26 protein-coding genes and 1 riboswitch are annotated in these 22,443 nt (G+C 73.3%); of the genes, 5 read left to right on the top strand and 21 right to left on the bottom strand.

Features of this window, described 5'->3' with window-relative positions:
• Positions 1 to 5 precede the first annotated feature (5 nt).
• Positions 6 to 620, bottom strand: a complete 615-nt coding sequence (gene pyrR, locus AB0K51_RS30420; RefSeq protein WP_363460712.1) for a bifunctional pyr operon transcriptional regulator/uracil phosphoribosyltransferase PyrR — start codon at positions 618 to 620, stop codon at positions 6 to 8.
• A gap of 251 nt (positions 621 to 871) precedes the next feature.
• Between pyrR and AB0K51_RS30415 the strand changes: the two genes are divergently transcribed.
• Positions 872 to 1,375 (top strand): transcriptional regulator, encoded by a 504-nt coding sequence (locus tag AB0K51_RS30415; protein WP_176186040.1) that lies wholly within the window; start codon positions 872 to 874, stop codon positions 1,373 to 1,375.
• Between the two features lie 75 nt (positions 1,376 to 1,450).
• Here AB0K51_RS30415 and AB0K51_RS30410 read toward each other — a convergent pair whose 3' ends face one another.
• From AB0K51_RS30410 to AB0K51_RS30390, 5 genes are all read right to left on the bottom strand, one after another.
• A complete protein-coding gene (locus AB0K51_RS30410; protein WP_363460710.1) occupies positions 1,451 to 2,257 on the bottom strand; it encodes a hypothetical protein in 807 nt (268 codons plus the stop codon).
• Between the two features lie 189 nt (positions 2,258 to 2,446).
• Positions 2,447 to 3,268, bottom strand: a complete 822-nt coding sequence (locus AB0K51_RS30405) for a thioesterase family protein (RefSeq protein WP_363460708.1) — start codon at positions 3,266 to 3,268, stop codon at positions 2,447 to 2,449.
• Positions 3,269 to 3,385: 117 nt separating this feature from the next.
• A complete protein-coding gene (nusB, locus tag AB0K51_RS30400; RefSeq protein WP_363460706.1) occupies positions 3,386 to 3,823 on the bottom strand; it encodes a transcription antitermination factor NusB in 438 nt (145 codons plus the stop codon).
• A gap of 2 nt (positions 3,824 to 3,825) precedes the next feature.
• A complete protein-coding gene (gene efp / locus AB0K51_RS30395; RefSeq protein WP_363460704.1) occupies positions 3,826 to 4,389 on the bottom strand; it encodes an elongation factor P in 564 nt (187 codons plus the stop codon).
• Positions 4,390 to 4,459: 70 nt separating this feature from the next.
• Complete coding sequence (locus AB0K51_RS30390) at positions 4,460 to 5,566, bottom strand: aminopeptidase P family protein (protein ID WP_363460702.1); 1,107 nt, start codon at positions 5,564 to 5,566, stop codon at positions 4,460 to 4,462.
• A 132-nt stretch (positions 5,567 to 5,698) separates the two neighbouring features.
• On the opposite strand from AB0K51_RS30390, the gene rpmG reads away from it, so the two are divergent.
• Entirely contained in the window at positions 5,699 to 5,863 is a 165-nt protein-coding gene (gene rpmG / locus AB0K51_RS30385) for a 50S ribosomal protein L33 (RefSeq protein ID WP_363460700.1), read from the top strand.
• Positions 5,864 to 5,897: 34 nt separating this feature from the next.
• Positions 5,898 to 6,140, top strand: a complete 243-nt coding sequence (locus AB0K51_RS30380; RefSeq protein ID WP_363460698.1) for a type B 50S ribosomal protein L31 — start codon at positions 5,898 to 5,900, stop codon at positions 6,138 to 6,140.
• Positions 6,141 to 6,195: 55 nt separating this feature from the next.
• Here the strand turns inward: AB0K51_RS30380 and AB0K51_RS30375 are convergent, their stop codons facing one another.
• Complete coding sequence (locus tag AB0K51_RS30375; RefSeq protein WP_363460696.1) at positions 6,196 to 6,771, bottom strand: helix-turn-helix domain-containing protein; 576 nt, start codon at positions 6,769 to 6,771, stop codon at positions 6,196 to 6,198.
• Positions 6,772 to 6,889: 118 nt separating this feature from the next.
• Between AB0K51_RS30375 and AB0K51_RS30370 the strand changes: the two genes are divergently transcribed.
• On the top strand, positions 6,890 to 7,735 hold the full coding sequence (locus tag AB0K51_RS30370; RefSeq protein ID WP_363460694.1) for a DMT family transporter: 846 nt from the start codon (positions 6,890 to 6,892) through the stop codon (positions 7,733 to 7,735).
• A gap of 55 nt (positions 7,736 to 7,790) precedes the next feature.
• Here AB0K51_RS30370 and AB0K51_RS30365 read toward each other — a convergent pair whose 3' ends face one another.
• From AB0K51_RS30365 to AB0K51_RS30350, 4 genes are all read right to left on the bottom strand, one after another.
• Complete coding sequence (locus AB0K51_RS30365; RefSeq protein ID WP_363460692.1) at positions 7,791 to 8,900, bottom strand: HoxN/HupN/NixA family nickel/cobalt transporter; 1,110 nt, start codon at positions 8,898 to 8,900, stop codon at positions 7,791 to 7,793.
• 30 nt (positions 8,901 to 8,930) lie between these two features.
• Positions 8,931 to 9,129, bottom strand: a riboswitch (cobalamin riboswitch).
• A gap of 113 nt (positions 9,130 to 9,242) precedes the next feature.
• Positions 9,243 to 9,935, bottom strand: a complete 693-nt coding sequence (locus AB0K51_RS30360) for a DUF6445 family protein (RefSeq protein ID WP_363460690.1) — start codon at positions 9,933 to 9,935, stop codon at positions 9,243 to 9,245.
• 84 nt (positions 9,936 to 10,019) lie between these two features.
• Positions 10,020 to 10,826, bottom strand: coding sequence for a DNA-formamidopyrimidine glycosylase family protein (locus tag AB0K51_RS30355; RefSeq protein ID WP_363460688.1), 807 nt, complete (start codon positions 10,824 to 10,826; stop codon positions 10,020 to 10,022).
• A 119-nt stretch (positions 10,827 to 10,945) separates the two neighbouring features.
• Entirely contained in the window at positions 10,946 to 11,512 is a 567-nt protein-coding gene (locus AB0K51_RS30350; RefSeq protein WP_363460686.1) for a helix-turn-helix domain-containing protein, read from the bottom strand.
• Positions 11,513 to 11,622: 110 nt separating this feature from the next.
• On the opposite strand from AB0K51_RS30350, the gene AB0K51_RS30345 reads away from it, so the two are divergent.
• On the top strand, positions 11,623 to 12,528 hold the full coding sequence (locus AB0K51_RS30345; protein WP_363460684.1) for an SDR family oxidoreductase: 906 nt from the start codon (positions 11,623 to 11,625) through the stop codon (positions 12,526 to 12,528).
• A gap of 34 nt (positions 12,529 to 12,562) precedes the next feature.
• On the opposite strand, the gene AB0K51_RS30340 is transcribed toward AB0K51_RS30345, so the two are convergent.
• From AB0K51_RS30340 to mltG (AB0K51_RS30295), 10 genes are all read right to left on the bottom strand, one after another.
• The gene (locus tag AB0K51_RS30340; RefSeq protein WP_363460682.1) at positions 12,563 to 13,408 is read right to left on the bottom strand and encodes an AAA family ATPase; all 846 of its coding nucleotides are present in this window, start codon (positions 13,406 to 13,408) and stop codon (positions 12,563 to 12,565) included.
• A gap of 76 nt (positions 13,409 to 13,484) precedes the next feature.
• Entirely contained in the window at positions 13,485 to 13,925 is a 441-nt protein-coding gene (aroQ, locus tag AB0K51_RS30335; protein ID WP_363460680.1) for a type II 3-dehydroquinate dehydratase, read from the bottom strand.
• The gene (gene aroB / locus AB0K51_RS30330) at positions 13,922 to 15,010 is read right to left on the bottom strand and encodes a 3-dehydroquinate synthase (RefSeq protein WP_363460678.1); all 1,089 of its coding nucleotides are present in this window, start codon (positions 15,008 to 15,010) and stop codon (positions 13,922 to 13,924) included. The genes aroQ and aroB overlap by 4 nt, the downstream gene beginning before the upstream one ends.
• Before the next feature lie 71 nt (positions 15,011 to 15,081).
• Positions 15,082 to 15,603 carry a shikimate kinase gene (locus tag AB0K51_RS30325; RefSeq protein WP_363460677.1) on the bottom strand — a complete coding sequence of 174 codons (522 nt, stop codon included), beginning with the start codon at positions 15,601 to 15,603 and terminating at the stop codon, positions 15,082 to 15,084.
• Entirely contained in the window at positions 15,600 to 16,784 is a 1,185-nt protein-coding gene (gene aroC / locus AB0K51_RS30320) for a chorismate synthase (RefSeq protein WP_363460675.1), read from the bottom strand. The genes AB0K51_RS30325 and aroC overlap by 4 nt, the downstream gene beginning before the upstream one ends.
• Before the next feature lie 200 nt (positions 16,785 to 16,984).
• A complete protein-coding gene (locus tag AB0K51_RS30315; RefSeq protein WP_363460673.1) occupies positions 16,985 to 17,812 on the bottom strand; it encodes a shikimate dehydrogenase in 828 nt (275 codons plus the stop codon).
• Complete coding sequence (locus AB0K51_RS30310; protein WP_363460671.1) at positions 17,809 to 18,300, bottom strand: GNAT family N-acetyltransferase; 492 nt, start codon at positions 18,298 to 18,300, stop codon at positions 17,809 to 17,811. Before AB0K51_RS30310 ends, AB0K51_RS30315 begins: the two co-directional genes overlap by 4 nt.
• Positions 18,297 to 19,118, bottom strand: coding sequence for an ATP-binding cassette domain-containing protein (locus AB0K51_RS30305; protein ID WP_363460669.1), 822 nt, complete (start codon positions 19,116 to 19,118; stop codon positions 18,297 to 18,299). Before AB0K51_RS30305 ends, AB0K51_RS30310 begins: the two co-directional genes overlap by 4 nt.
• A 61-nt stretch (positions 19,119 to 19,179) precedes the next feature.
• Entirely contained in the window at positions 19,180 to 20,997 is a 1,818-nt protein-coding gene (gene mltG, locus AB0K51_RS30300) for an endolytic transglycosylase MltG (RefSeq protein ID WP_363460667.1), read from the bottom strand.
• Between the two features lie 106 nt (positions 20,998 to 21,103).
• Complete coding sequence (gene mltG / locus AB0K51_RS30295) at positions 21,104 to 22,321, bottom strand: endolytic transglycosylase MltG (protein ID WP_363460665.1); 1,218 nt, start codon at positions 22,319 to 22,321, stop codon at positions 21,104 to 21,106.
• Between the last annotated feature and the right edge of the window lie 122 nt (positions 22,322 to 22,443).

The following is a 22,443-nucleotide window of genomic DNA, read 5'->3' as shown; positions in this document are numbered from 1 at the left end:
CGGGTTTACTCCGGGAGGTGCGGGTCGGCGGCAAGGGCCTGGGAGGAGCGGGCGGCGTAGTCGCGGTCGCCGAGCAGGACGGCGTCCCGGCCGTCGGTCTCGGAGAGCTGGACCTGCACGGCCTCGCGCAGCGAGGTGGGCAGGTTCTTGCCCACGTAGTCGGCGCGGATCGGGAGTTCGCGGTGCCCGCGGTCGACCAGCACGGCCAGCTGCACGGCGCGCGGGCGGCCGATGTCGCTGAGCGCGTCGAGCGCGGCGCGGATGGTGCGGCCGGAGAACAGCACGTCGTCGACCAGGATCACCAGTTTGCCGTCGATGCCGTCGGCGGGGATCTCGGTGTGCTCCAGCGCCCGGGCGGGCTTCAGCCGCAGGTCGTCCCGGTACATGGTGATGTCCAGCGTCCCGAACGGGATCTCCCGCCCGGTGATCTGGGCGAGCTTGTCGCGCAGCCGGGCGGCGAGGTGCACGCCGCGGGTGTGGATGCCGAGCAGGACGACGTCCTCCGCGCCCTTGGCGCGTTCCACGATCTCGTGGGCGATCCGGGTGACGACCCGGGCGACGTCGGTGGCGTCCAGCACCTGGTGCGGAGCACGCGGGCCGGATGAAATGGGTGTGGTCATGCCGAAGCGGACCTCCTTCCCCGCCTCACTGGACGGGCCTTAAAGGATGTCGGGAATGGTCGCCGGCCGCAGCCGGAGCCTCGCCCATGGTAGCAGTGCGCTGATCGCGGCCCGTTCGCACGAGTGCCCCATTCGGCTTGACGCGCCACCCTCACTCTACGTAACCTCACAGTGAGTTACGAAGGTGTTCCCCAACGACCCCTCGTGGCTCCCATTCAGCGCACGCGAAGCAATCTCGTCCGGGGAGATCCATGTCCAGCGACTACGCGAAGCAGCTCGGAGCCAAGCTCCGGGCGATCCGCACTCAGCAGGGGCTCTCCCTGCACGGCGTCGAGGAGAAGTCCCAGGGTCGCTGGAAGGCTGTCGTCGTCGGCTCCTACGAGCGCGGCGACCGCGCGGTCACCGTCCAGCGCCTCGCCGAGCTGGCCGAGTTCTACGGCGTCCCGGTGCAGGAGCTGCTCCCCGGCGGCACCCCGGGCGGTGCGGCCGAGCCGCCGCCGCGCCTGGTCCTCGACCTCGAGCGCCTCACCCAGGTCCCGTCCGAGAAGGCCGGCCCGCTGCAGCGCTACGCGGCGACCATCCAGTCCCAGCGCGGCGACTACAACGGCAAGGTGCTCTCGATCCGCCAGGACGACCTGCGCACCCTCGCCGTCATCTACGACCAGTCCCCCTCGATCCTCACCGAGCAGCTGATCAGCTGGGGCGTGCTGAACCCGGACGCGCGCCGCGCCGTCCGCGAGGAGGACGGGAGCTGACCCTCGATCAGCTGAAGAAACGTCACGGCGGGGTGGGTGGCCGGTTCTCCGGCCACCCACCCCGCCGTCGCATGCTCACACCACCGTACCGAGGCTGAACCCCGGACGCGCCGCCACCCCGTCGACCGCCAGCGCGGCCGGCGTCCAGTCGAAGCCGGTGCTCTGCCAGGCCCACGCCACCTGCCGGTACTCCCCGCACAGCGCGCCCGAGCCCTGCGTCCCGTGCAGCACCGCCGCGCCCGGCAGCTCGCAGTACAGCCCCGCGCAGAGCACCGCGCAGACCAGGTCCAGGTCCTCGTCGTTGATCCGCACCGCGCCGTCCTCCCAGTGCAGCACCCGCGCCCGCACCTCCAGCGCCCCGCCCGGCGCGTCCACGACCGCGCGGAACTCGTACGCCCCGCACCCCGCGCCGACCAGCATCCGCCGGAACACCTCCGACGCCTGCTGGTACGTCCACCGCACCCGCGGGTCGGCCGCCGCCCGGTCCGGGCCGTCCGGTGCCCCCGTCGGCCCGCACAGCGCCCCGTCCACCAGCAGGTCCGCGTACCGCAGCGTCAGCCCGTTCTCCCGGGCCCGCACCAGCCGCGGCAGGAAGTCCACCAGCTCCTCGCCCCGGTAGGTCACCAGCTGCGTCTGCAGCGGCTGGTTGACCAGGTAGCCGTCCCGCGCCGCCTGCTCCCGCGGGTCGAGGCCGTGCAGCAGGCAGTAGTCCGCGAAGTCCTCCGGGTGGAACATCCGCGCCCGCACCGTCCCGAACCGCTCCACCGCCTCGACCAGCAGCTCCGCCGTCTCCTCCAGGTACTCCTCGAAGTCCCGGGCGTCCGTCAGCCGCCACTCCTGCCCCCGCGCGAAGTCCGCCTCGCTCACCAGGATCCCCGTCACGAACGCCTCGTCACTCCGACGGGACGACCCAGCGCTGCAACGACGCGACCGGCGACTGTTCCTGGACATCGGTGGGCTCCCGTGCATCTCGGACGAGCAACTGCTTGCCCCCACTCCTCCCCGCCCACGCACACCCCACACGTACGGGCTGTCACAACTCTGCAACTGACAGTCGTGACGGTGGCTCCGCTATCGGGGCGACATCGCCAGTTGGCGGGACTGGGCGACCAGGCGGCCGTTCTCGTCCCAGATCTCGCAGTCCTCCTCGAAGTAGCCCCCGGCGAGGTTGCGGGTGGAGTGGGAGACGCGCAGCCAGCCGGGGGCGGGGAGGGCGCGGAGGTGGACGGACAGGGAGATGGTGGGCGCCCAGCCGGGGCGGCCGAGGTCGAAGGTGACCGGGGGGAGGGCGTCGGCGGTGAGGAGGAGGGAGAGGACGTCCGCGGGGCGGCCGTCGGCGAGGCGGAACCAGCCCTGGATGCGGCCCTCCTTGGAGGGCTGGCCGAGCGCCCAGCCGACGGTGGCGGGGTCGAGGCGGAGGTCCAGGCGCTGCAGCAGCGCCGCCTGCTCGATGAACTCCTTCGGCGCGTGCTCGGTGCCGATGCACTGCTCGACGGGCGGCATGGCGGGCGGCAGCGCGGTGGTGGCGACCTCGTCGTCGAGGGTGGCGAGGTCGGTGAAGGAGGCGGTGACCCGCAGCCGCTCCCGGCCGTCCTGGGTGAGCGCGGCGGACCCGGTGGTGAGCGAGCGGCCGCGGCGGATCACCTCGGTGTGCACGGTGGCCGGTCCGGGACGGGACGGCGAGACGTAGTGGCCGCTGACGGTGAGCGGGTGCGGGTGGGCAGGTCCGGCCTCCAGGGCCAGCGCGTGGGCGGCGAAGGCGAGCAGCAGGCCGCCGTTGACGCCGCCGCCGATCTGCCAGCCGTCGCCGAGTTCGCCGTCGTACCGGCCGGCCTCCGCGGGGTGCGGGGTGAGCGCGACGGCCCGGTCGAACTCGCTGGTGGTCTCCGGCATGGCGGCGCCCCTTCGGCACGTGGCAACTGATCCCTACTCGCCAGTAGCTTACGCGCGAAGGCCGCCGGACCAACAGGTCCGACGGCCTTCGAAAAGTGCCCGTCACGGGCGGGGCGCTCAGCGCCGGATGGTCGGCTTGAGCTCCAGGAAGCGGGCGAGCAGGCCGTTCACGAAGGCCGGCGACTCGTCCGTCGAGTACTCCTTGGCGATCTCCACGGCCTCGTCCAGGACGACCGCGTCCGGGACGCCGTCCTCCCAGATCAGCTCGTAGGTGCCGAGCCGGAGCACGTTGCGGTCGGCGATCGGCATCCGGTCGAGCGTCCAGCCCACGGCGTAGGTGGAGATCAGGTCGTCGATCGTCCGCGCGTGCTGCGCGTAGCCCTCGACCAGCTGCATCGTGTACTCCGCGACCTGCGGAATACCCTCGTCCGGCCGGGGGTCGCGCGCCCGCGCGACCCAGTCGGCGAGGACCCGCTCGGGCGCCACACCGCGGTGGTCCGCCTCGAACAGGATCTGGAAGGCCCGGGTGCGGGCCTTGCTGCGTGCAGCGGCCACGGTTACTTGACCCGGCCGAGGTAGCTGCCGTCGCGGGTGTCGACCTTGATCTTCTCACCGGTGGTGATGAAGAGCGGGACCTGGATCTCGGCACCGGTCTCCAGGGTGGCCGGCTTGGTGCCACCGGTGGAGCGGTCGCCCTGGACGCCCGGCTCGGTCTCGGCGATGACCAGCTCGACCGCGGCCGGGAGCTCGATGTACAGCGGGGCGCCCTCGTTCTGCGCGACCAGGGCCTCGAAGCCCTCCAGCAGGTACTTGGCGGCGTCGCCGACGGTGGCGGAGTCGACCGGGACCTGGTCGTAGGTGTCCATGTCCATGAAGATGAACGCGTCGCCGTCGCGGTACGAGTACTGCATGGTCCGCTTGTCGACGTTGGCGGTCTCGACCTTGACGCCCGCGTTGAAGGTCTTGTCGACGACCTTGCCGGACAGGACCTCCTTCAGCTTGGTGCGAACGAAGGCCGGGCCCTTGCCGGGCTTGACGTGCTGGAACTCGACGACGGTCCAGAGCTTGCCGCCGTCCAGCTTGAGGACCATGCCGTTCTTGAGATCGTTCGTGGTAGCCACGGGCGCACTTACTCCTGATATGTCCGTTGTCAAAGAACCAAGGCACGCGCGCCGCCGCCGCCCTTGCGGGCTACAGCGCGAGGAGCTCCTTGGTCGTGATGGTGAGCAGCTCGGGTCCGCCCTCCTCCGGAGGCCGCACCACGAGCGTGTCCTCGATCCGGACGCCGCCCCGACCCGGGAGATGAACCCCGGGACCGACGGTGACCGGCACGCGATTGTCCAGTTTACCCATGTCGGCGGGGCCCAGGCGCGGAGCCTCCCGGATCTCCAGGCCGATGCCGTGTCCCAGCGGGTGGACCGACGGCTCGGCGTGTCCGGCGGCCTGCAGGATCGACCGCGCCGCGTCGTCCGGGACGTGCTGCTCGACGCCGGGTCCGAGCGCCTCCCGGCCGGCCCGCTGGGCGTGGAAGACCAGGCGGTGCAGTTCGACCTGCCAGCTCGCCGGGGCGGCGCCGATCACGAAGGTGCGGGCGGTGGAGATGCCGTAGCCGCGGTACTGGGCGCCGAGCGCGACGGTGAGGAAGTCGCCCTCCTCGACCCGGCGGTCGGTGGGCTGGTGGCGCTCCAGCCCGGAGTGGCTGCCGGTGCCGACCGAGACCGGGAAGGCCGCCCGGTCGGCGCCGTGGTCGACCATCCGGCGCTCCAGCTCCATCGCCAGGTGCCGCTCGGTGCGGCCGACCAGGATCGACTCCAGCAGCTCGCTGAGCGCCTGGTCGGCGATCTCGGCGGCGATCCGCAGGTCGGCGATCTCGTGCTCGTCCTTGACCACCCGCAGCCGCTCCACCGCGCGGTCCAGGTCGAGCAGCCGGCCCGCGTCGGCCAGCTCGGCCACCGTGCGGTGCCGACTGACCGTCAGGTCGTGCTCCTCGACGGCCAGGTCGCGCACCCGCAGCCGGGCGGCGGCCTCGGCGGCGGCGAAGGCGGCGTCGGTCTCGGCCGCCACCGGGAGCTGGGTGAGTTCCTCGTCCAGCAGCCGCTCCCCGGCCTCCTCCGCCGGCACGTCCTGCGGCAGGGCCAGCACCGCGCGCTCCCGGGTGAGCAGCAGGGCGGCGCCGACCGGGGGGCAGCCGGTGAGGTAGCGGACGTTGGCGGCGCGCGTGATCAGCGCGGCGTCGGCCCCGGAGGCGCTGCAGTACTCGCGGAGGCGTTCGCGTCGGGCGGCGTGCGCGTCGGACATGCCTCGAGCGTACGAACCCCGGCGACGGCCCGCCCGTCGGGCGCGCCGTCAGGGAATGCGGCGGCGGGCGGGTGCGTTGTGGCCTCATGAAAACGGCAATCGTTGCCGGATTCGCAGGCAGAGGAGGTCGAGATGGCGCGCAGCGAGCTGCGACCGGTGGTGACGCTCCGGTCCACCGCGGGCACGGGCTTCACCTACGTCACCCGGAAGAACCGGCGCAACGACCCGGACCGGATGGCGCTGAGGAAGTTCGACCCGGTCGCGGGGCGGCACGTGGAGTTCCGCGAGACCCGTTGACCGACCAGTACGCGAGTGTGGAGGAGGAGCAGAAATGAAGCAGGGAGTGCACCCCGAGTACCGTCCGGTGGTCTTCCGCGACAAGACCGGGGGCCTGTCGTTCCTGACCGGCTCCACCGCGACGAGCGAGCGGACGGTCGAGTGGACGGACGGGCGGAGCTACCCGGTGGTGGACGTCGAGACCTCCTCGGCGAGCCACCCGTTCTACACCGGGAAGGCCAGGCTGCTGGACACCGCCGGCCGGGTGGAGCTGTACCGCCGCCGCTACGGCGGCTGACGGCCCGTCGGAACGGGGCCCCGGGGTTCGCACCGAACCCCGGGGCCCCGTCGCGTCACTTGCCGGGCGGGGGGACGGAGACCACCAGGGTGAGGCGGCAGGGGACGGTGCCGTGGTTGCCGTAGGCGTGGGCGGTGGCGGCCTCGTAGGAGGCGGTGGAGCCGGCCGGGATGGCGTGGTCGCGGCCGTCCAGGGTGAGGGTGAGGACGCCCTCGTCAACCCGGGCGATCTCGACGGTGCCGGGCGGGTGCGGGTCGGACGCGTGGGCCTCGCCGGGCTGCAGCAGCCAGTCCCAGAGTTCGAGCGGACCGGGGGCCTCGATGCCGTTCAGCAGGACGCCGCGGCCGCCGGACGGGCCGGACCAGAGCCGGACCGCCTCCTCCCCGGGCACGATCCGCACGGTGGAGGTCTCGTCGTAGTCGAGCAGCCGGGCGATCGAGACGCCGAGCGCGTCCGCGAGCCGGACCACGGTGCCCACCGAGGGGTTGGTGCGGCCCTGCTCGATCTGGACCACCATGCCGCGGCTGACGCCGGAACGGGCGGACAGCGCGTCCAGGGTGTGGCCGCGTTCGGTGCGCAGCCGCTTCAGGTTGCGGGCGAGGGCCTGGGTGACGAGGTCGGGATCCGGCACGCGTGAGTCCAATATTCTGGTTGGAGTAGTCCAGTCTCCTGAACTACGCTTCGGGCGGAACGACAGATCCACCGAACTGTACTGCGGAGTCCACCATGCTGCCCTGGAGCTGCGCTTCATGAGCGCCGCGCTCGCCCTGCTCGCCAGCCTGCTCTGGGGAGTCGCCGACTACGGCGGCGGCGCGATCACCCGGCGGCTGCCCGCGCTGACGGTGGTGGTGCTCTCGCAGGCCGCGGCCGCCGCCGTGCTGCTGGTGGCGGTGGTGGCCACCGGCGGCTTCGCGGACGCGGGGCCCGGGCTCTGGTACGCGGTGGCGGCCGGCCTGATCGGGCCGGTCGCGCTGCTGGCCTTCTACCGGGCGCTGGCGCTCGGCCCGATGGGCGTGGTGTCGCCGCTGGCCACGGTCGGGGTGGCGGTGCCGATCGGGGTGGGGCTGGCGGTCGGCGAGCGGCCGGGCCTGACCCAGGTGCTGGGCATCCTGGTCGCGGTCGCCGGGGTGGCGCTGGCCGGCGGTCCGCAGCGCGGCGGGGCCGCGGTCAGCCGTCAGGTGCTGGTGCTGACCCTCGGCGCGGCGCTCACCTTCGGCGCGGTGCTGGCGCTGATCGCGCACGCCAGCAGCGGCGGCGGGCTGCTGCTCGCCCTGCTGGTGCAGCGGGTGACCAACGCCGTGGTGGGCGCCGGGATGCTCGCCGCGGCGGCCCGCCGGCAGCCGCTCGAACTGCGCACCGCCGGGCGGTCGCTGCCCGCGCTGACCGCGGTCGGGGTGGCCGACGTGGCCGCGAACGGGCTGTACGCCGCCGCCTCACACCTGGGCTCGGTGGCGGTCGCGGCCGTGCTGGCCTCGCTCTACCCGGTGGTGACGGCGCTGATGGCGCGCGGGCTGCTGAAGGAGCGGCTGCTGCGGGTGCAGGTGGTCGGCGCGGGGCTGGCGGTGGCCGGCTCGCTGATCCTGGCGGCGGGCTGACACCGCGTCAGCCGCTGCCCGGCCAGGCACCCCGCCCGGTCAACTCCCCGCCCGGTCAGCCCGCGTTCGCGAAGGCGCGGGTGCGCTTGGCGACCTGCCAGTAGCCGATCGCGGCCGCCCAGACCACCACGAACAGGCCGACGATCACGAAGCCCACGTTGTCCAGGCTCAGCCCGGCGATCCACCCGGTGACCGGGTCGGTGAGCGACAGCTTGTCGTGCAGCACGGCGACCAGCTCGATGGTGCCGATCAGGAAGGCCACCGCGATCGACAGGCCCGTGATGGTCAGGTTGTAGTACACCTTGCGGACCGGGTTGGAGAACGCCCACTGGTAGGCGAAGTTCATGAACGTGCCGTCCAGGGTGTCGAACAGGCTCATCCCGGCGGCGAACAGCAGCGGCAGGCAGACCACCGCGTACCAGGGCAGCCCGGCCGCCGCGCCCGAGCCGGCCATCACCATCAGGGTGACCTCGGTGGCGGTGTCGAAGCCCAGGCCCAGCACCATGCCGACCGGGAACATCTGGCCCGGACGGGAGATCGAGCGGGTGGCGCGGTTCAGCACCCGGGCCAGCAGGCCGCGCGACGTCAGGTGCCTCTCCAGCTCGGCCTCGTCGAACTGGCCGGCCCGCATCGCCCGGAACACCCGCAGGATGCCCAGCAGGGCGACCAGGTTGAGCGCGGCGATCAGGTACAGGAAGGCGCCCGAAGCGGTGGTGCCGATGGTGCCCAGCACCTGATGGGTCGTCGACTCGTCGTCCATCAGCGTGCCCGCCAGCGCCGCTCCCCCGGCGACCAGGCCGGCCATGAGCACCACCATCGAGGAGTGGCCGAGGGCGAACCAGAAGCCCACCGAGACCGGGCGGCGGCCGTCCGCCATCAGCTTGCGGGTGGTGTTGTCGATCACCGCGATGTGGTCGGCGTCGAAGGCGTGCCGCATGCCCAGGGTGTACGCGGTGACGCCCAGGCCCACGCCGAACACCTGGGTGCCGACCTGGTACCGGTGCGGCGCCACCAGGAAGAACAGGGTGCCGAAGGCCACCACGTGCAGCGCCAGGATCACGGCCATCAGCCCCGCCGTGCGCAGGGTGTCCTCGCGCCGCCAGCGGAAGCTCGGCAACGCGGCGCCCGGACTGTTCTCGGGCAGGGTCAGTTCGGACGCGGTCATCCGCGGATCACGCTCCAGCACCTCGTGGATCACTTCGTGAGATGCCGTGGCCGGTCTCCTGGCTGACGGGGTGTTGCGCGCCGGCGCCCGGCCTTCCCGGCCGCGACGGGGCCAGTGGCACGAGGTGGGAGCCGACGACTCCCCGATCACAGTGGCGAGGGCCGCTCCGGACTCCTGTGGCGAGGCACAGTGCACCGGCTTCCCGAACACCACGGCCCGACCACCGTAGGACCGACGCGCCCGCAGCGGCAAGGCCGCACGGGCGTGCGGGTCCGCAGGTGGCGAAGATCACGCCCGGGCGGGTCCGGTGACGGCGCGTCACCGGGCCGGGGTGACGGAGCGTCAGGCCATCCAGAAGAAGACGCAGGTCATCCGCTTCTCGTCGAGCGTCGCGCCGTGGTACTCGCTCGCCGTGTGCATCAGGTTGGCGGTGTAGAGCAGCAGCCGGTTGTAGCGGTGCGGGACGGCCAGGTCCTCGGTGAAGGAGTCCGGCGGGACGAAGCGGGTGCCGAGGGCGTCCACCAGGTTGTTGTGCGGGGCGACCACGGTGTTCCCGCCGAGCCGGCCGCCGGGCAGGCTCTGCCGGTAGAAGCTGGTGCCGCACCGCTTCGGGACGCCCGGGTTGAGGTACAGCACCGCGGCGTAGCGGCAGAGCGAGCGGGAGTCGGTGTGCGGCCGCGGCTCGCACTCCCCCGCGCCCACCACCTGCACGCAGTTGTGGTTGAAGGTGCCGCCCTCGGCCTCGCCCAGCGCCCAGATCCGCGGCACCCCGATGGTCTCCCGGACCAGCTTCTCGACGTGTGCCAGCTCCTCGGGCTCCAGCCCGGGCATCGCCCGCAGCCCCGGCCAGGCCTCGGGCTTGTGCGGGTAGCCCTCCTCCCAGTCGGTGCGCGCCAGGTGCCGGGCGCGCACCGCGTCCGGATCGGGCAGCACGTCGTCCAGTACCCAGTAGTCGCGGCCCTTGGTGGGCTTGCGGTAGGGCAGGACGGGCAGCGCCGGGGTCGGGCGCGGGGCCTGGAAGGGTTGAGCAGGCATGGCCCCGACAATAGGAGCGCCGCCCCGCGCCCTCACCCAAGAAGCGGTCAACCTTGCGTCAAGGCTTGGCGATCCGACGGCACGTCAGGGTCGCTGGCAGCTCGGGCACCAGAACAGGTTGCGGGCGGCCAGTTCCTCCGTGCGCACCGGGGTGCCGCAGACCAGGCAGGGCTGGTCGGTGCGGCGGTAGACGTACACCTCGCCGCCGTGGTCGTCCACCCGCGGCGGGCGGCCCATCGCCTCCGGGGTGTGCTCCGGGCGGACGGTGTCGATCCGGCCCGCGGCGGCACCCGCGTGCATCAGCTCCACCAGGTCCGACCAGATCGCCTCCCACTCCGCCCGGCTGAGCGAGCGGCCCGGACGGTGCGGGCTGATGCCGAGCCGGAACAGCACCTCGGCGCGGTAGACGTTGCCGACGCCCGCCAGCACCTTCTGGTCCATCAGCAGCGCGGCCACCGTCGTGCCGCTGCGCGAGATCCGCCGCCAGGCGTCGTCGCCGGCCTGGTCCGGGCGCAGCGGGTCGGGGCCCAGGCGGCGGTGCAGCGCCAGCTTCTCGGCCGGGGTGAGCAGCTCGCAGGTGTTGGGGGCGCGCAGGTCGGCGTAGTGCTCCTCGCCCTGGATCCGCAGCCGGACCTGCCCCACCGGGACGGGGGCCGGCCCGCCGCCGAAGGTGAACCCGCCGTACAGGCCCAGGTGCACGTGCAGCCAGGACTCCCCGAAGCCCAGGAACAGGTGCTTCCCGTGCGCCTCCGCCTCGTCCAGCACTCGGCCGTCCAGTAGTGCGGCGCCCTCCGCGAAGCGGCCCTGCGGGCTGGACACCGCGACCGGTCGGCCGGCGAACAGCGCGGCGTTCTGCCTGGCCAGGCGATGGATGACGTGCCCCTCCGGCACCGGCGTCAACTCCTTGGATCGGGGTGGCTGAAGGACTCCATCATCCCAGCCGGGTCGGACAGGCCGGCCGGGGCGACTGGCTCCGGGCTCCTGGACCCGCGCTCCGGGTGGCGGGCCGGTCAGAGGTCGGCGGCGGCGGCGTGGAGGGTGGCGAGGGCGCGGCGGGCGAGGGCGGAGAAGTCCGTGTCGTCGGTGGCGGTCCACTCGGCGAGGGCGGTGCGCAGCGCGAGGGAGGCGAGTTCGGCGGCCAGAGCGGCGGTCGGGGCGGGGACGTCGCGGGCGCGCAGGGCGTCGGTCAACGCGGCGACGAGGCCGGCCCGCTTGAGGAGTTCACGCTCCGTCAGCTCCGGGTGGGCGGCGATCACCTGCTGGCGGTCGCGGACGGCCTGCCGCCGCTCCGGGCGGAAGCCGTACGTCGCAGCGGCGTCCAGCGCGGCGGCGACCGCCTCCAGCGGGCCGGTCCCGGCCGGGGCGGCGGCGACCGCCTCGGCCAACAGCCGGCCCAGCACGTCACCGCCGAACAGCACCTCGCGCTTGTCGGTGAAGTGCCGGAAGAAGGTGCTCTTGCCCAGGCCCGCGCGCTCGGCGATCTCGGCGACGGTGGTGCGCTCGTAACCCTGCTGGACGAACAGGTCCAGCGCGGCGCGCTCCAGCCGCTCGCCTGCGTTCGGTTCCCACCTGGCCATGATCGGAAGTCTACGCGATGGGACTTGGTCCCATCACTGGGCTAGAGTAGCGATGGGACCAAGTCCCATCACCTCGCGTTCCCCTCACTCACGTTCCGGAGGCTCCGGCCATGCATGTCTTCGTCACCGGTGCGAGCGGCCACCTCGGCTCCGCACTCCTGCCCGAACTCCTCGCCGCCGGCCACCGGGTCACCGGCCTGGCCCGCTCCGACGCCTCCGCCGCGGCGCTCACCGCGCTCGGCGCGGAGGTCCGGCGCGGCGACCTCGACGACCTGGACGGCCTGCGGGCGGCTGCCGCCGCGGCCGACGGGGTGATCCACCTGGCGTTCAAGCACGAGTCGATGCTCCGCGGCGACTACGCGGGCGCGATCGCCGACGACCTGACGGTGGTGCACGCCCTGCGGGACGCCCTGGCGGGCAGCGGAAAGGCCCTGGTCGGCACCTCCGGCACCGGCGTGGGCTCACTGCCCGGTCAGCTCGCCACCGAGGACGTCGCGGTGCCGGGCGCGCCGCGCGGCGAGGCCGAGCAGGCGGTGATCGACGCCGCCGCGGACGGGGTGCGCACCGCGGTCGTCCGGCTGCCCCCGGTGGTGCACAGCCCGCTCGACCACCACGGCTTCGTCCCCGTGCTGATCCGGATCGCCCGCGCCACCGGCGTCTCCGGCCACCTGGGCGACGGCGCCAACCGCTGGCCCGCCGTCCACACCCTGGACGCCGCCCGCCTCTACCGCCTCGCCCTCGAACAGGCCCCCGCCGGCACCCGCCTGAACGCCGTCGGCGACCAGGGCATCCCCTTCCGCGACCTCGCCACCGCGATCGGCGACCGGCTCGGCCTCCCCGTCGCCCGCATCCCCGACGAGACCGCCGAGTCCCACTTCGGCTTCCTGTCCTTCCTGGTCCCGCGCGACATCCCCGCCTCCGCGACCCGCACCCGCGAAACGCTCGCCTGGAAGCCCGAACACCCGGGCCTGCTCGCCGACCTGGAGCTGCCGCACTACTTCACGACGGCGGACTGACCACCCCTCACCCCGCTGGCGTCGGCCCGCGCGGTCAGGGGTGGCGGAGTCGGGTGAGGATGGCCTGGTCGAGGGCGGCGGCGGTTTCGGGGATGGTGAGGGCGGAGTTGTCGATGATGGGGAGGCCGGAGGTGCGCCAGCCGGCCATCCGGCCGTGGATGCGGGCGACTTCGTCGTCGGTGAGGCGGCGGTTGCCGGCGCGTTCGGCGTTGCGGGTGAGGACGCGGTCGAGGCCGGGGAGCAGGACGACGGGGATCATCCCGGGGCCGATGTGGCGCTTCCAGCCGCCGAGGCCGATCGCGGGGCGGTCGGGGAAGACGGCGTCGTCGATGATGCAGGAGATGCCGTTGGCGAGGTAGTTGCGGCAGGCGAAGCCGCAGGTGCGGCGGGCCAGCCGGTACTGGGCCTCGGAGGCGGTGTTCCAGCCGGACTGCGGGTTGGCGAAGCCGGACTGTACCCATTCGCGGACGTCGTCGAGGCTGATGTGCGCGGTGGGGGTGGGGCGGCGTTCGGCCCAGTAGCGGGCGACCGTGGTCTTGCCCGCACCGGCCGGGCCGATCAGCAGGACGGCGATCGGGCCGGTGGGCACCGGAGCCGGAAGGGCCGGGGCGGCGGGGAGTTGGACGGTGCCGCCGACCGGGAGGACGAAGTGGCCGGTGCCGCCGGCCGGGACGGCGGTGACCGCCTTGAGCGGGACGGTCGGCCGGTCCGGGCGGGGCCCGGCGGGCGTGAGCACCGGGATCGCCTGCGTGGCGCCGGGCCGCGCGGTCGGCAGCGCCGGTGCTGGGTACGGCGGTTGAGGGGACGTCGGGAACGGGGGAACGGCCGGACGGGGCGGCACCTGGCCCCCCGGGTACTGGCCCTCCGCGTACTGGCTCACCGTCACCTCCCGGTGCCGAATCTACACGTCGGCCCGGTGGCGGGCACAAGTCCGCCACCGGGCCGGCCGGCCCCGCTCAGCGAGAAGTGAGCTGGTCAGCCAGTGCGCGCAGGGCCAACTCGTAGGAACCCAGGCCGAATCCGGCGATGGTGCCGGAGGCGACCGCGGCGATCACCGAGGTGTGCCGGAAGGTCTCCCGGGTGTACGGGTTGGAGATGTGCACCTCGATCAGCGGGGCGGTGCGCTGCGCCGCGGCGTCCCGCATCGCGTACGAGTAGTGGGTGAACGCACCGGGGTTGATCACCACCGGGGTCTTGGCGTCCGCCGCCTCGTGCAGCCAACCGACCATCTCGGCCTCGGAGTTGGTCTCCCGGACCTCGACGGACAGGCCGAGTTCGAGGCCGAGCGCGGTGCAGCGCTCGACCAGTCCCGCGTACGAGGTGGAGCCGTAGACGTCGGGCTCGCGGGAGCCGAGCCGGCCCAGGTTCGGGCCGTTCAGCACCAGGACCCGGGTCATCCGGAGACCTCCGCATAGGCGGCGACCAGCAGGGACGGGTCGGGGCCCTCCAGGATGGAGGTCTTGGCGAGGCCGTCCAGGACCACGAAGCGCAGCAGGTCGCCGCGGGACTTCTTGTCGATCTTCATGGCGTCCAGCAGCTTCGGCCAGGCGTCGGCGCGGTAGCTCAGCGGCAGGCCGACCGAGGCCAGCACGGTCCGGTGCCGGTCGGCCGTCGCGTCGTCCAACCGGCCCGCGAGGCGGCCGAGTTCGGCCGCGAAGACCATGCCGATGGAGATCGCCGCGCCGTGCCGCCACTTGTAGCGCTCGTTGCGCTCGATGGCGTGGCCGAGGGTGTGGCCGTAGTTGAGGATCTCCCGGCGGCCGGACTCCTTGAGGTCACCGGAGACCACGTCGGCCTTGACCTGGATGGCCCGCCGGATGAGCTCCAGGGTGTGCGGGCCGGCCGGGGTGGCGGCGGCCTCCGGGTCCTGCTCGATCAGGTCGAGGATGACCGGGTCGGCGATGAAACCGGCCTTGATCACCTCGGCCAGGCCGGAGACGTAGTCGTGCTTGCCGAGCGTCTCCAGGGTGCCAAGGTCGGCCAGCACGCCCGCGGGCGGGTGGAAGGCGCCGACCATGTTCTTGCCCTCGGCGATGTTGATGCCGGTCTTGCCGCCGACCGCGGCGTCCACCATGCCCAGCAGCGTGGTGGGCACCGAGATCCAGCGCACCCCGCGCAGCCAGGTCGCGGCGACGAAGCCCGCCAGGTCGGTGGTGGCGCCGCCGCCGAGGCCGACCACCACGTCGCTGCGGGTGAAGCCGGTCTGGCCGAGCACCGACCAGCAGTACGCGGCGACCTCGGCCGACTTGGCGTCCTCGGCGTTCGGCACCTGCACGGCGATCGCCTCGTAGCCCTGCGCGGCCAGGTCCTCGCGGACCGCCTCGCCGGTGGCCTCCAGCGCCTCCGGGTGGATCACCGCGACCCGCCTGGCCTTCGGGCCGATCAGCGGGGCGAGCTCGCCGAGCAGCTGATGGCCGATCAGCACCTCGTACGGGGCGTGGCCGTCGCTGCCCGCGACCTGGATCCGGACGATGTCAGTCATTGCTCCCGCCTTCGCTTCGCTCGGCGGTCACTTCGTGACGACAGCCGGTCCAATTGGCTCGTTCGCTTCGCTCACTCACGAGGGTTCTTCAACTCCAGTGCTTCGAGTACGGCGTCGGCGACCTGCTCGGGGGTGCGGCCCGCGGTGTCGACCACGGCGGTGGCGACCTCCAGGTAGAGCGGGCGGCGGGCCTCCATCAGCTCGCGCCAGCGGGCCCGCGGGTTGACCGCGAGCAGCGGGCGGGGGGCGTCCAGGCCGACCCGCTTGACCGCGTCGCCGAGCGGCACCTCCAGGAACACCACGGGCAGCGGCTGCAGGAGTTCGCGGGTGGCGTCGGCCAGCACCGCGCCGCCGCCGAGGGCCAGCACGCCGGGGTGGGACGCGGTGGCGGCGCGGACCGCCTCCCGCTCCAACGCGCGGAAGTGCGGCTCGCCCTCGTCGACGAAGATCTCCGGGATCGGCTTGCCGGCCGTCTCCTCGATGTCGGCGTCGGTGTCCCGGAACGCCACGCCGAGCCGGTCGGCCAGCAGCCGCCCGACGGTGGACTTGCCGCTGCCGGGCGGACCGACCAGCACGACCGCGGGAGTCGTCATCGGACGATCAGGTGGTCGAGGTACGACTGCGCGTTGCGGCGGGTCTCGGAGACGTTGTCGCCGCCGAACTTCTCCGCCACCGCGTCGGCCAGCACCAGCGCCACCATCGCCTCGGCGACGATGCCGGCCGCCGGGACGGCGCAGACGTCCGAGCGCTGGTGGTGCGCCTTGGCGGGCTCGCCGGTGCGCACGTCCAGGGTCTGCAGGGCGCGCGGCACGGTGGCGATCGGCTTCATCGCGGCCCGCACCCGCAGCAGCTCGCCGGTGGACAGGCCGCCCTCGGTGCCGCCGGAGCGGCCGGAGGTCCGCTTCACGCCGTCCGCGGTCGGCACGATCTCGTCGTGCGCCTGCGAGCCGGGGATGCGGGCCAGCTCGAAGCCGTCGCCGACCTCGACGCCCTTGATCGCCTGAATGCCCATCAGCGCGGCGGCCAGCCGGGCGTCCAGCCGGCGGTCCCAGTGCACGTGCGAGCCGAGGCCGACCGGCACGCCGTACGCCAGCACCTCGACCACGCCGCCCAGGGTGTCGCCGTCCTTGTGGGCCTGGTCGATCTCGGCGACCATCGCCTTCGACGCGTCGGCGTCCAGGCAGCGCACCGGGTCCTCGTCGAGGCGGGCCTCGTCGGAGGGCAGCGGCAGCACCCCGGCCGGGGCCTTGGCCGCGGCCAGCTCCACCACGTGGCTGACGATCTCGATGCCGACGGTCTCCTTCAGGTAGGAGCGGGCGACCGCGCCGAGCGCGACCCGGGCCGCGGTCTCCCGGGCGCTGGCGCGCTCCAGGATCGGCCGGGCCTCGTCGATCGAGTACTTCTGCATGCCCGCCAGGTCGGCGTGGCCCGGGCGGGGCCGGGTCAGCGGCTCGTTGCGGGCCAGGCCCGCCAGGATGTCCGCGTCGACCGGGTCCGCCGACATGACCTGCTCCCACTTCGGCCACTCGGTGTTGCCGACCATCACCGCGACCGGCGAGCCCATGGTCAGGCCGTGCCGGACACCGCCGAGGAAGGTCACCTCGTCCTGCTCGAACTTCATCCGGGCGCCGCGGCCGTAGCCCAGCCGGCGGCGGGCCAGCGCGTCGGCCACCATCGCGGTGGTGACCGGCACTCCGGCCGGCAGGCCTTCCAGCGTCGCGACCAGAGCGGGGCCGTGCGACTCCCCCGCCGTCAGCCAGCGCAACCTACCCAACGGAAGCTCCTTCGTCAGCGGCCCGCGCCGCGAGCGGCGGCCCGGTCCGGGCGTCTCGTGCTGCCAGGCCGCAGCCGCGACCTCGCACTTCCGATCCTTTCACGTCCCCGGGGTGTCAAGTCGCACGGTCCGCGTGGCGGACAGCGAACGTCCGCGTCCGGAGCGCCGCGCAGCCGCACGTCCGCGGTCCGGCGGGCCGCTCAGCCGGCCAGCGCCGCCTCGCCCGCGGCGCGCATCGCGGCCAGCGGTCCGGGCTTGACGCCGGTGAACTGTTCGAACTGCAGCACCGCCTGATGCACCAACAGGTCCAGCCCGCCGAGCACCGTGCCGCCGCGCTCCAGGCAGGCCGCGGCCAGCCGGGTCGGCCACGGGTGGTACAGCACGTCGAACAGCACGCCGGGCGCGGCGGGCAGACCCGCCGCGAACCCGTCGGTCGCCCCGACCGGGGTGGTCGAGACGGTCAGCGGACCGGCCAGCGCCTCGGCCGCGTCCTCCCACGCGGCGGTGCGCACCTCGACGCCCAGCCGCTCCCCCAGCGTCCGCATCTCGGCGGCCCGCTCGGGGCTGCGCACGTACACCGTCACCGCGCCGTCGCAGAGCTGTCCGAGCGCGGCCAGCGCGGACGAGGCGGTCGCCCCGGCGCCGAGCACGGCCGCCGACCCGACCCGTTCGACGCCACGCTCGCGCATTGCGTTGACCAGGCCCGGCACGTCGGTGTTGTCGCCGTGGCGCTGCCCGTCCGGGCCGAACACCACGGTGTTGACCGCGTCCACCGCGCGGGCGGTGTCGGAGATCCCGTCCAGCAGCGGGATGATCGCCCGCTTCAGCGGCATGGTCAGCGACAGGCCGGCCCAGGCCGCGGTGTCCAGCCCCGCGACGAAGCCGGCCAGCGTCGACTCGTCGATCTCGTGGCGGTCGTAGCGCCACTCGGTCAGGCCCAGCGCGGCGTAGCCGGCCCGGTGCAGCGCCGGGGAGAGCGAGTGGGCGATCGGCGAGCCGAGCACGGCGGCCCGGTGCGGGCTGGTCACGAAGCGGCCTTTCGGGGGGTGCCGACGCGGTGTCGGGGAGTCGGGGTGCGGTGCAGGAAGACGTCGACGGGGTCCTCGGACTCCAGTGCGAAGCCGTGCCGCTCGTACAGCCGGCGGGCGGGGCTGCCCTGCAGCACGTTCAGCCGGACGTCGAGGCGCTCGGCGTCGGCGTGCTCCAGGACCTCGGCCAGCACGGCGCCGCCCAGGCCGCGGCCCTGGAGTTCCGGGTCGAGGTAGAAGTGCTCCAGCAGCAGCGCGCCGGGCCGGTCCGGACGGACCGTCACGCAGCCGGCCAGCCGTGGGAAGCCCGCGACCTCGACGATCCTGGTGTGGTCGCCGCTGAACCCGTCGCGCAGGCGCTGGCGCACCCGCTGCGGGTCGTAGCGGCCGAGGCGCTCCAGGTCCGGGCGCATCACGACGGCGCGCAGCTCGGCGATCGGTTCGACGTCGGCGTCGGTGGCGGTGCGCAGCGCCCAGGTGGTGGTCATGCGGTGCTCCGGTGGGTCCGGGCGCTCCAACGCCCTTCGCTGTGGGTGATCCTGATCGGGTGGGCGAAGCAGTCGGAGACCAGTTCGGTGGTCAGCACCTCGTGCGCGGGCCCGGCGGCGGTGGCGAGGCCGTCGCGCAGCAGCAGGGCGTGGCTGGTGGTCTCCGGGAGCTCCTCCAGGTGGTGGGTGACCAGCACGCTGGCCACCTCCGGGTAGCGGCGGCGCAGCTCGTCCAGGCTCTCCAGCAGTTGCTCGCGGGCGGTCAGGTCGAGCCCGGTGGCGGGCTCGTCGAGCAGCAGCAGCCGCGGCTCCGGCATGAGGGCGCGGGCGATCAGCACCCGGCCGCGCTCGCCCTGGGAGAGCGTGGTCCAGGCGTCGTCGGCCCGGTGCGCGATCCCCAGGGTCCGGATCAACTCCTCGGCGTGGTCCAGTTGTTCGGCGCTGGGCTTGCGGAACGGGTCGGGCTCGATGGACTGCGTGACACCCGTCAGCACCACCTGACGCACCGTCAGCGGCGAGCGCAGCGGGTGGCGCGGGTTCACGTGCCCGAGGTGCGCCCGCAGCTCCCGGACGTCCACCCGCCCGAGCTGCCGTCCGAGGACCGTCACCGTCCCGTGCGTCGGGTGCTGGACGGCGCCCAGCAGCGACAGCAGCGTGCTCTTCCCGGCCCCGTTCGCGCCGAGCACCGCCCAGTGCTCGCCCGCCCGCACGGTCAGCGACACGCCCCGCAGCAGGTACCGCCCGTCGCGGACCACGTCCACCTGCCGGGCCTCCAGCAGCGCCGGGTGGTTCGGGTACGGCGTCTCCGGTGTCTCCATCCGGATCACGCTACTCCTGCCACCCGGCGCCACTGCAAAGCCGTATCGCCCGCTGGACGGCCTACTTGCAGGTGGTGGTGGCGTCGTCGAAGCCCTGCCCGTGCTGGGTGCAGTACTCCTGGACGTTCTTCTTGTGCTCCGCGCCGGTGGTCGCGAACCGGGTCTCCGAGGGGCTCATCGCGATCCAGAACACCCAGTCGCCCGGCGTCGGGTTGAGCACCGCCTGGATGGCGGCGTCGCCCGGGTTGCCGATCGGGGTCGGCGGCAGGCCCGGCTTGACGTAGGTGTTGTACGGCAGCGAGGCGTCGTTGATCTCCTTGCTGGTGAGCTTGGTGCGGCCGAGCTGGTACTGGAGCGTGGTGTCCAGGCCGAGCTTGTGGCCGGTGGCGTTGGTGGTCAGGCGGTTGGTCAGCGCCCGGGCCATCTTGCCGAAGTCGTGGTCGTTGTTGCCCTCGGCCTGCAGGATGGACGCCTCGGTGATCACCTCGTAGGCGTTCTTCAGGCCGACCTTCTGGGCGCCCTCGTCGAGCTTGAGGTCCGTGTAGTGCTGGACCGCCTGGGCGACCATCTGCTTGAGCAGTTCCTCGGGCTTCATCCCGTCGGTGATGGAGTACCGGGCGGGGTAGAGGAAGCCCTCGGGGTTGTTGTTGGCGTAGGCGGGCAGGCCCAGGCTGCCGGCCTGGTCCTTGGCGACGCTCGCGGTGGTGCCCTTGGCCAGCTTCAGCTTGCCGTCGATGATCGTGTAGATGTCGGAGGCCTTCTTGCCCTCCGCGATGATCATCACGTTGCCGCCGTTGGACTCCACCAGCTCCTGGATGGCGGCGGCGGCGGACATCTCGTGCTTCATGGTGTAGACGCCGGGCTGGATGGTGTTCGCCTTCGGGTTCTTGTCGAACGCGCTGGTGAACGCCTTGACGCTCTTCACCACCCCGGCGTCCAGCAGGGCGCTGCCCATCTGGGCGCCGGTCGAGTCCTGCTTGATCGTCACGTTGACCGACCCGTTGCCCTCGCCGGAGTAGTCCGGCGGCGGGCCGAAGTGGGTCTGGTAGATGCCGTAGCCCCACCAGCCGGCGCCGGCCGTCGCACCGAGCAGCACCAGGGCGACCACCAGGCAGGCGCCGCTGTTGCGGCGGCCGGCCTTCTTGCCCTTCTCCTTGCGCTTGCGCTCGGCCTCGCGGGAGCCGTCATGCTCGCCGAAGAAGGACTCGTCCTCCTCATCGCCGGGCAGCTCGTCCTCGGCCTCGGCCCACTCCTCCTCGGGCTCCGGCTCGACCGGGGCGGCCGCCGGGTTGTCGAGCGCCGCGGCCTCCGCCTCCCAGTCGATGCCGTCCGGACCGGGACCGCCGGCCGGCTCCGGCCGCGCCTGCGGCCGGCCCTGGGACTGCGGCGCCTGCGGCGGGACACCGCCCTGCCCCGTCGCCTGGCCCAGCCCGCCGCCCTGCGGCATGAACTGCTGCTGCAGGTAACCGGGTTGCTGACCGCCGAAGCCGGGCTGCTGCGGGTAGCCGCCACCGCCCTGCGGGCGGCCGGCCATCGGCTGTCCCGGCATCTGCCCCATCGACTGGCGCCCCTGCGGCATCGGCTGCCCCTGCGGCATCGGCCGGCCGGGCTGCGGCATCTGCTGCTGGGGGTAGCCCTGCTGCTGCGGGTACCCCTGGGGGTACTGCTGGCCGTGGCCCTGGGTGTGCTGCGGATAGCCGCCCTGCGGTGTCTGCCCGTACCCGCCGGACGGGTCGTACCCGCCCTGCTGCGGCATCTGCTGCTGGGGGTAGCCCTGCTGCTGCGGGTACCCCTGGGGGTACTGGCGGTAGCCGCCCTGGCCGTCGGGGTACCACGGCTGCTCGTCAGGGGTGCCGAAGCCCCCGCTCTGATCGGTCATCGATCCCCTTACAGCGTCCCGGCACCTGTCGAACCGGCGTGCTACCGCAGCACTTGCCGGGAGACGCTACCGTACCGCAGCGAAGAAAAGCCCAGCCCACCCGTGCTCATCGGGTGGGCGAAGCAGGCGGCGAGCCCGTCCCGGAGCCGGACGCGGAGGCGGTCGGCGAGGCGTGGGCGGCGCGGTAGGCGTTGAACTCGTCGACGTTCCGGCGGTGCTGGTCGGGGCTGTCGGTGAAGCGGGTGTCACCGGGCTTCACGGTCACGAAGTAGAGCCAGTCGCCCTCGGCGGGATTGATCGCGGCGCGCAGCGCATCCCGGCCGGGGTTGCCGATCGGGGTGGGCGGCAGGCCGGCGTGCGCGTAGGTGTTGAAGGGCGAGTCGAGCTTGGTGTCGTCCTCGGTGGTGGTCAGGGTGGCGCGGCCGAGCGCGTAGTTGATGGTGGAGTCGAGTTGCAGCGGCATCTTCTTCGCCAGCCGGTTGTAGATCACCCGGGCCACCTTGGCCATGTCGTCGGGGTTGTCGGCCTCGGCCTGGGCGAGGCTGGCGACCGCGAGCAGGCCGTACGGGCTGACGCCGTTGGCGCGGGCGGCCTGGTCGATGCCGTCGGTGCCGAGCCGGGAGCCGGCCTCCTTGACCATCTGCTGAAGGAGCGTCAGGGCGGTGGTGTCGCCGGTGACGGGGTAGCTCGCCGGGTAGAGGAAGCCCTCCAGGTGGCCGGCCGCGTCGGCGGGCAGGCCGAGGTCGGCGAGGTGCTGTTCGGCGGTGGCCTTGGCGGTGCCGGCCGGCAGCCCGAGCCGGCCGTCGATCGCGGTGAACACCTGAGCGGAGCGCCAACCCTCGGGAATGGTCAGGGCGTTGGCGTTGGCCGGGTCGAGCAGCACGTTCAGCGCGGCGACCGCGGACATCTTCTCCTTGAGCGTGTAGGTGCCGGGCTGGATCCGGTTCCCGGCCGGGCTGTTGGCCGCGGCCTCGGCGAACGCCCGGCTGCTGGCCACCACGTGCTTGCCCTCCAGGGTCCTGCCGATCTGGGTGATCGACGCGCCCTGCGCGACCGACACCTCCACCTGCCCGGTGCCGCCGCCGGTGAAGTCGGGGGCGGGCGGGCTCCCCTCCGGCCAGAGCAGCAGCACCGCCACCGCGGCGACCAGCGCCACCCCGAACAGGCCCAGCACGCTCAGGCAGCACGCCACGGAGGTGCGCACCCGCTGCGGGTCGGGCGGCTCGACGCCGTACGGCAGACCGGGCGGGGCGCCCTCGGGCTCGACCGGCGGGGCGCCGAGGTGACCGGGGGTGAGTCCGGGCGCGGTGTACGGGTCGGTCAAGGCAGGCCTTCCGGCGGCGGCAAGGGTCGGGGGGGGGGGGGGGGGCGGCCGGGGCCCCCCCCCCCCCCCGCCCCCCCCAACCCCGCGGGGAAAAAAACACAGTGTTTAAAACATTAAACTAA

The organism is Kitasatospora sp. NPDC049285 (assembly GCF_040678815.1).
Taxonomy (GTDB): Bacteria; Actinomycetota; Actinomycetes; order Streptomycetales; family Streptomycetaceae; genus Kitasatospora.
Note: the sequence above shows the minus strand (reverse complement) of the source record. Positions and strands in the feature narration are given on the sequence as shown.

What these genes read in the sequence shown, in the direction of transcription:
- AB0K51_RS30415 (WP_176186040.1), top strand. Translation starts at nt 872, where the DNA reads ATGTCCAGCGACTACGCGAAGCAGCTCGGAGCCAAGCTCCGGGCGATC.
- AB0K51_RS30310 (WP_363460671.1), bottom strand. Translation starts at nt 18,300, where the DNA reads ATGACCACCACCTGGGCGCTGCGCACCGCCACCGACGCCGACGTCGAA.
- rpmG (WP_363460700.1), top strand. Translation starts at nt 5,699, where the DNA reads ATGGCGCGCAGCGAGCTGCGACCGGTGGTGACGCTCCGGTCCACCGCG.
- AB0K51_RS30380 (WP_363460698.1), top strand. Translation starts at nt 5,898, where the DNA reads ATGAAGCAGGGAGTGCACCCCGAGTACCGTCCGGTGGTCTTCCGCGAC.
- mltG (WP_363460667.1), bottom strand. Translation starts at nt 20,997, where the DNA reads ATGACCGATCAGAGCGGGGGCTTCGGCACCCCTGACGAGCAGCCGTGG.
- AB0K51_RS30360 (WP_363460690.1), bottom strand. Translation starts at nt 9,935, where the DNA reads ATGCCTGCTCAACCCTTCCAGGCCCCGCGCCCGACCCCGGCGCTGCCC.
- AB0K51_RS30370 (WP_363460694.1), top strand. Translation starts at nt 6,890, where the DNA reads ATGAGCGCCGCGCTCGCCCTGCTCGCCAGCCTGCTCTGGGGAGTCGCC.
- pyrR (WP_363460712.1), bottom strand. Translation starts at nt 620, where the DNA reads ATGACCACACCCATTTCATCCGGCCCGCGTGCTCCGCACCAGGTGCTG.
- aroQ (WP_363460680.1), bottom strand. Translation starts at nt 13,925, where the DNA reads ATGACCCGGGTCCTGGTGCTGAACGGCCCGAACCTGGGCCGGCTCGGC.
- AB0K51_RS30350 (WP_363460686.1), bottom strand. Translation starts at nt 11,512, where the DNA reads ATGGCCAGGTGGGAACCGAACGCAGGCGAGCGGCTGGAGCGCGCCGCG.
- AB0K51_RS30305 (WP_363460669.1), bottom strand. Translation starts at nt 19,118, where the DNA reads ATGGAGACACCGGAGACGCCGTACCCGAACCACCCGGCGCTGCTGGAG.
- AB0K51_RS30325 (WP_363460677.1), bottom strand. Translation starts at nt 15,603, where the DNA reads ATGACGACTCCCGCGGTCGTGCTGGTCGGTCCGCCCGGCAGCGGCAAG.
- AB0K51_RS30405 (WP_363460708.1), bottom strand. Translation starts at nt 3,268, where the DNA reads ATGCCGGAGACCACCAGCGAGTTCGACCGGGCCGTCGCGCTCACCCCG.
- AB0K51_RS30345 (WP_363460684.1), top strand. Translation starts at nt 11,623, where the DNA reads ATGCATGTCTTCGTCACCGGTGCGAGCGGCCACCTCGGCTCCGCACTC.
- AB0K51_RS30365 (WP_363460692.1), bottom strand. Translation starts at nt 8,900, where the DNA reads ATGACCGCGTCCGAACTGACCCTGCCCGAGAACAGTCCGGGCGCCGCG.
- aroB (WP_363460678.1), bottom strand. Translation starts at nt 15,010, where the DNA reads ATGACTGACATCGTCCGGATCCAGGTCGCGGGCAGCGACGGCCACGCC.
- AB0K51_RS30390 (WP_363460702.1), bottom strand. Translation starts at nt 5,566, where the DNA reads ATGTCCGACGCGCACGCCGCCCGACGCGAACGCCTCCGCGAGTACTGC.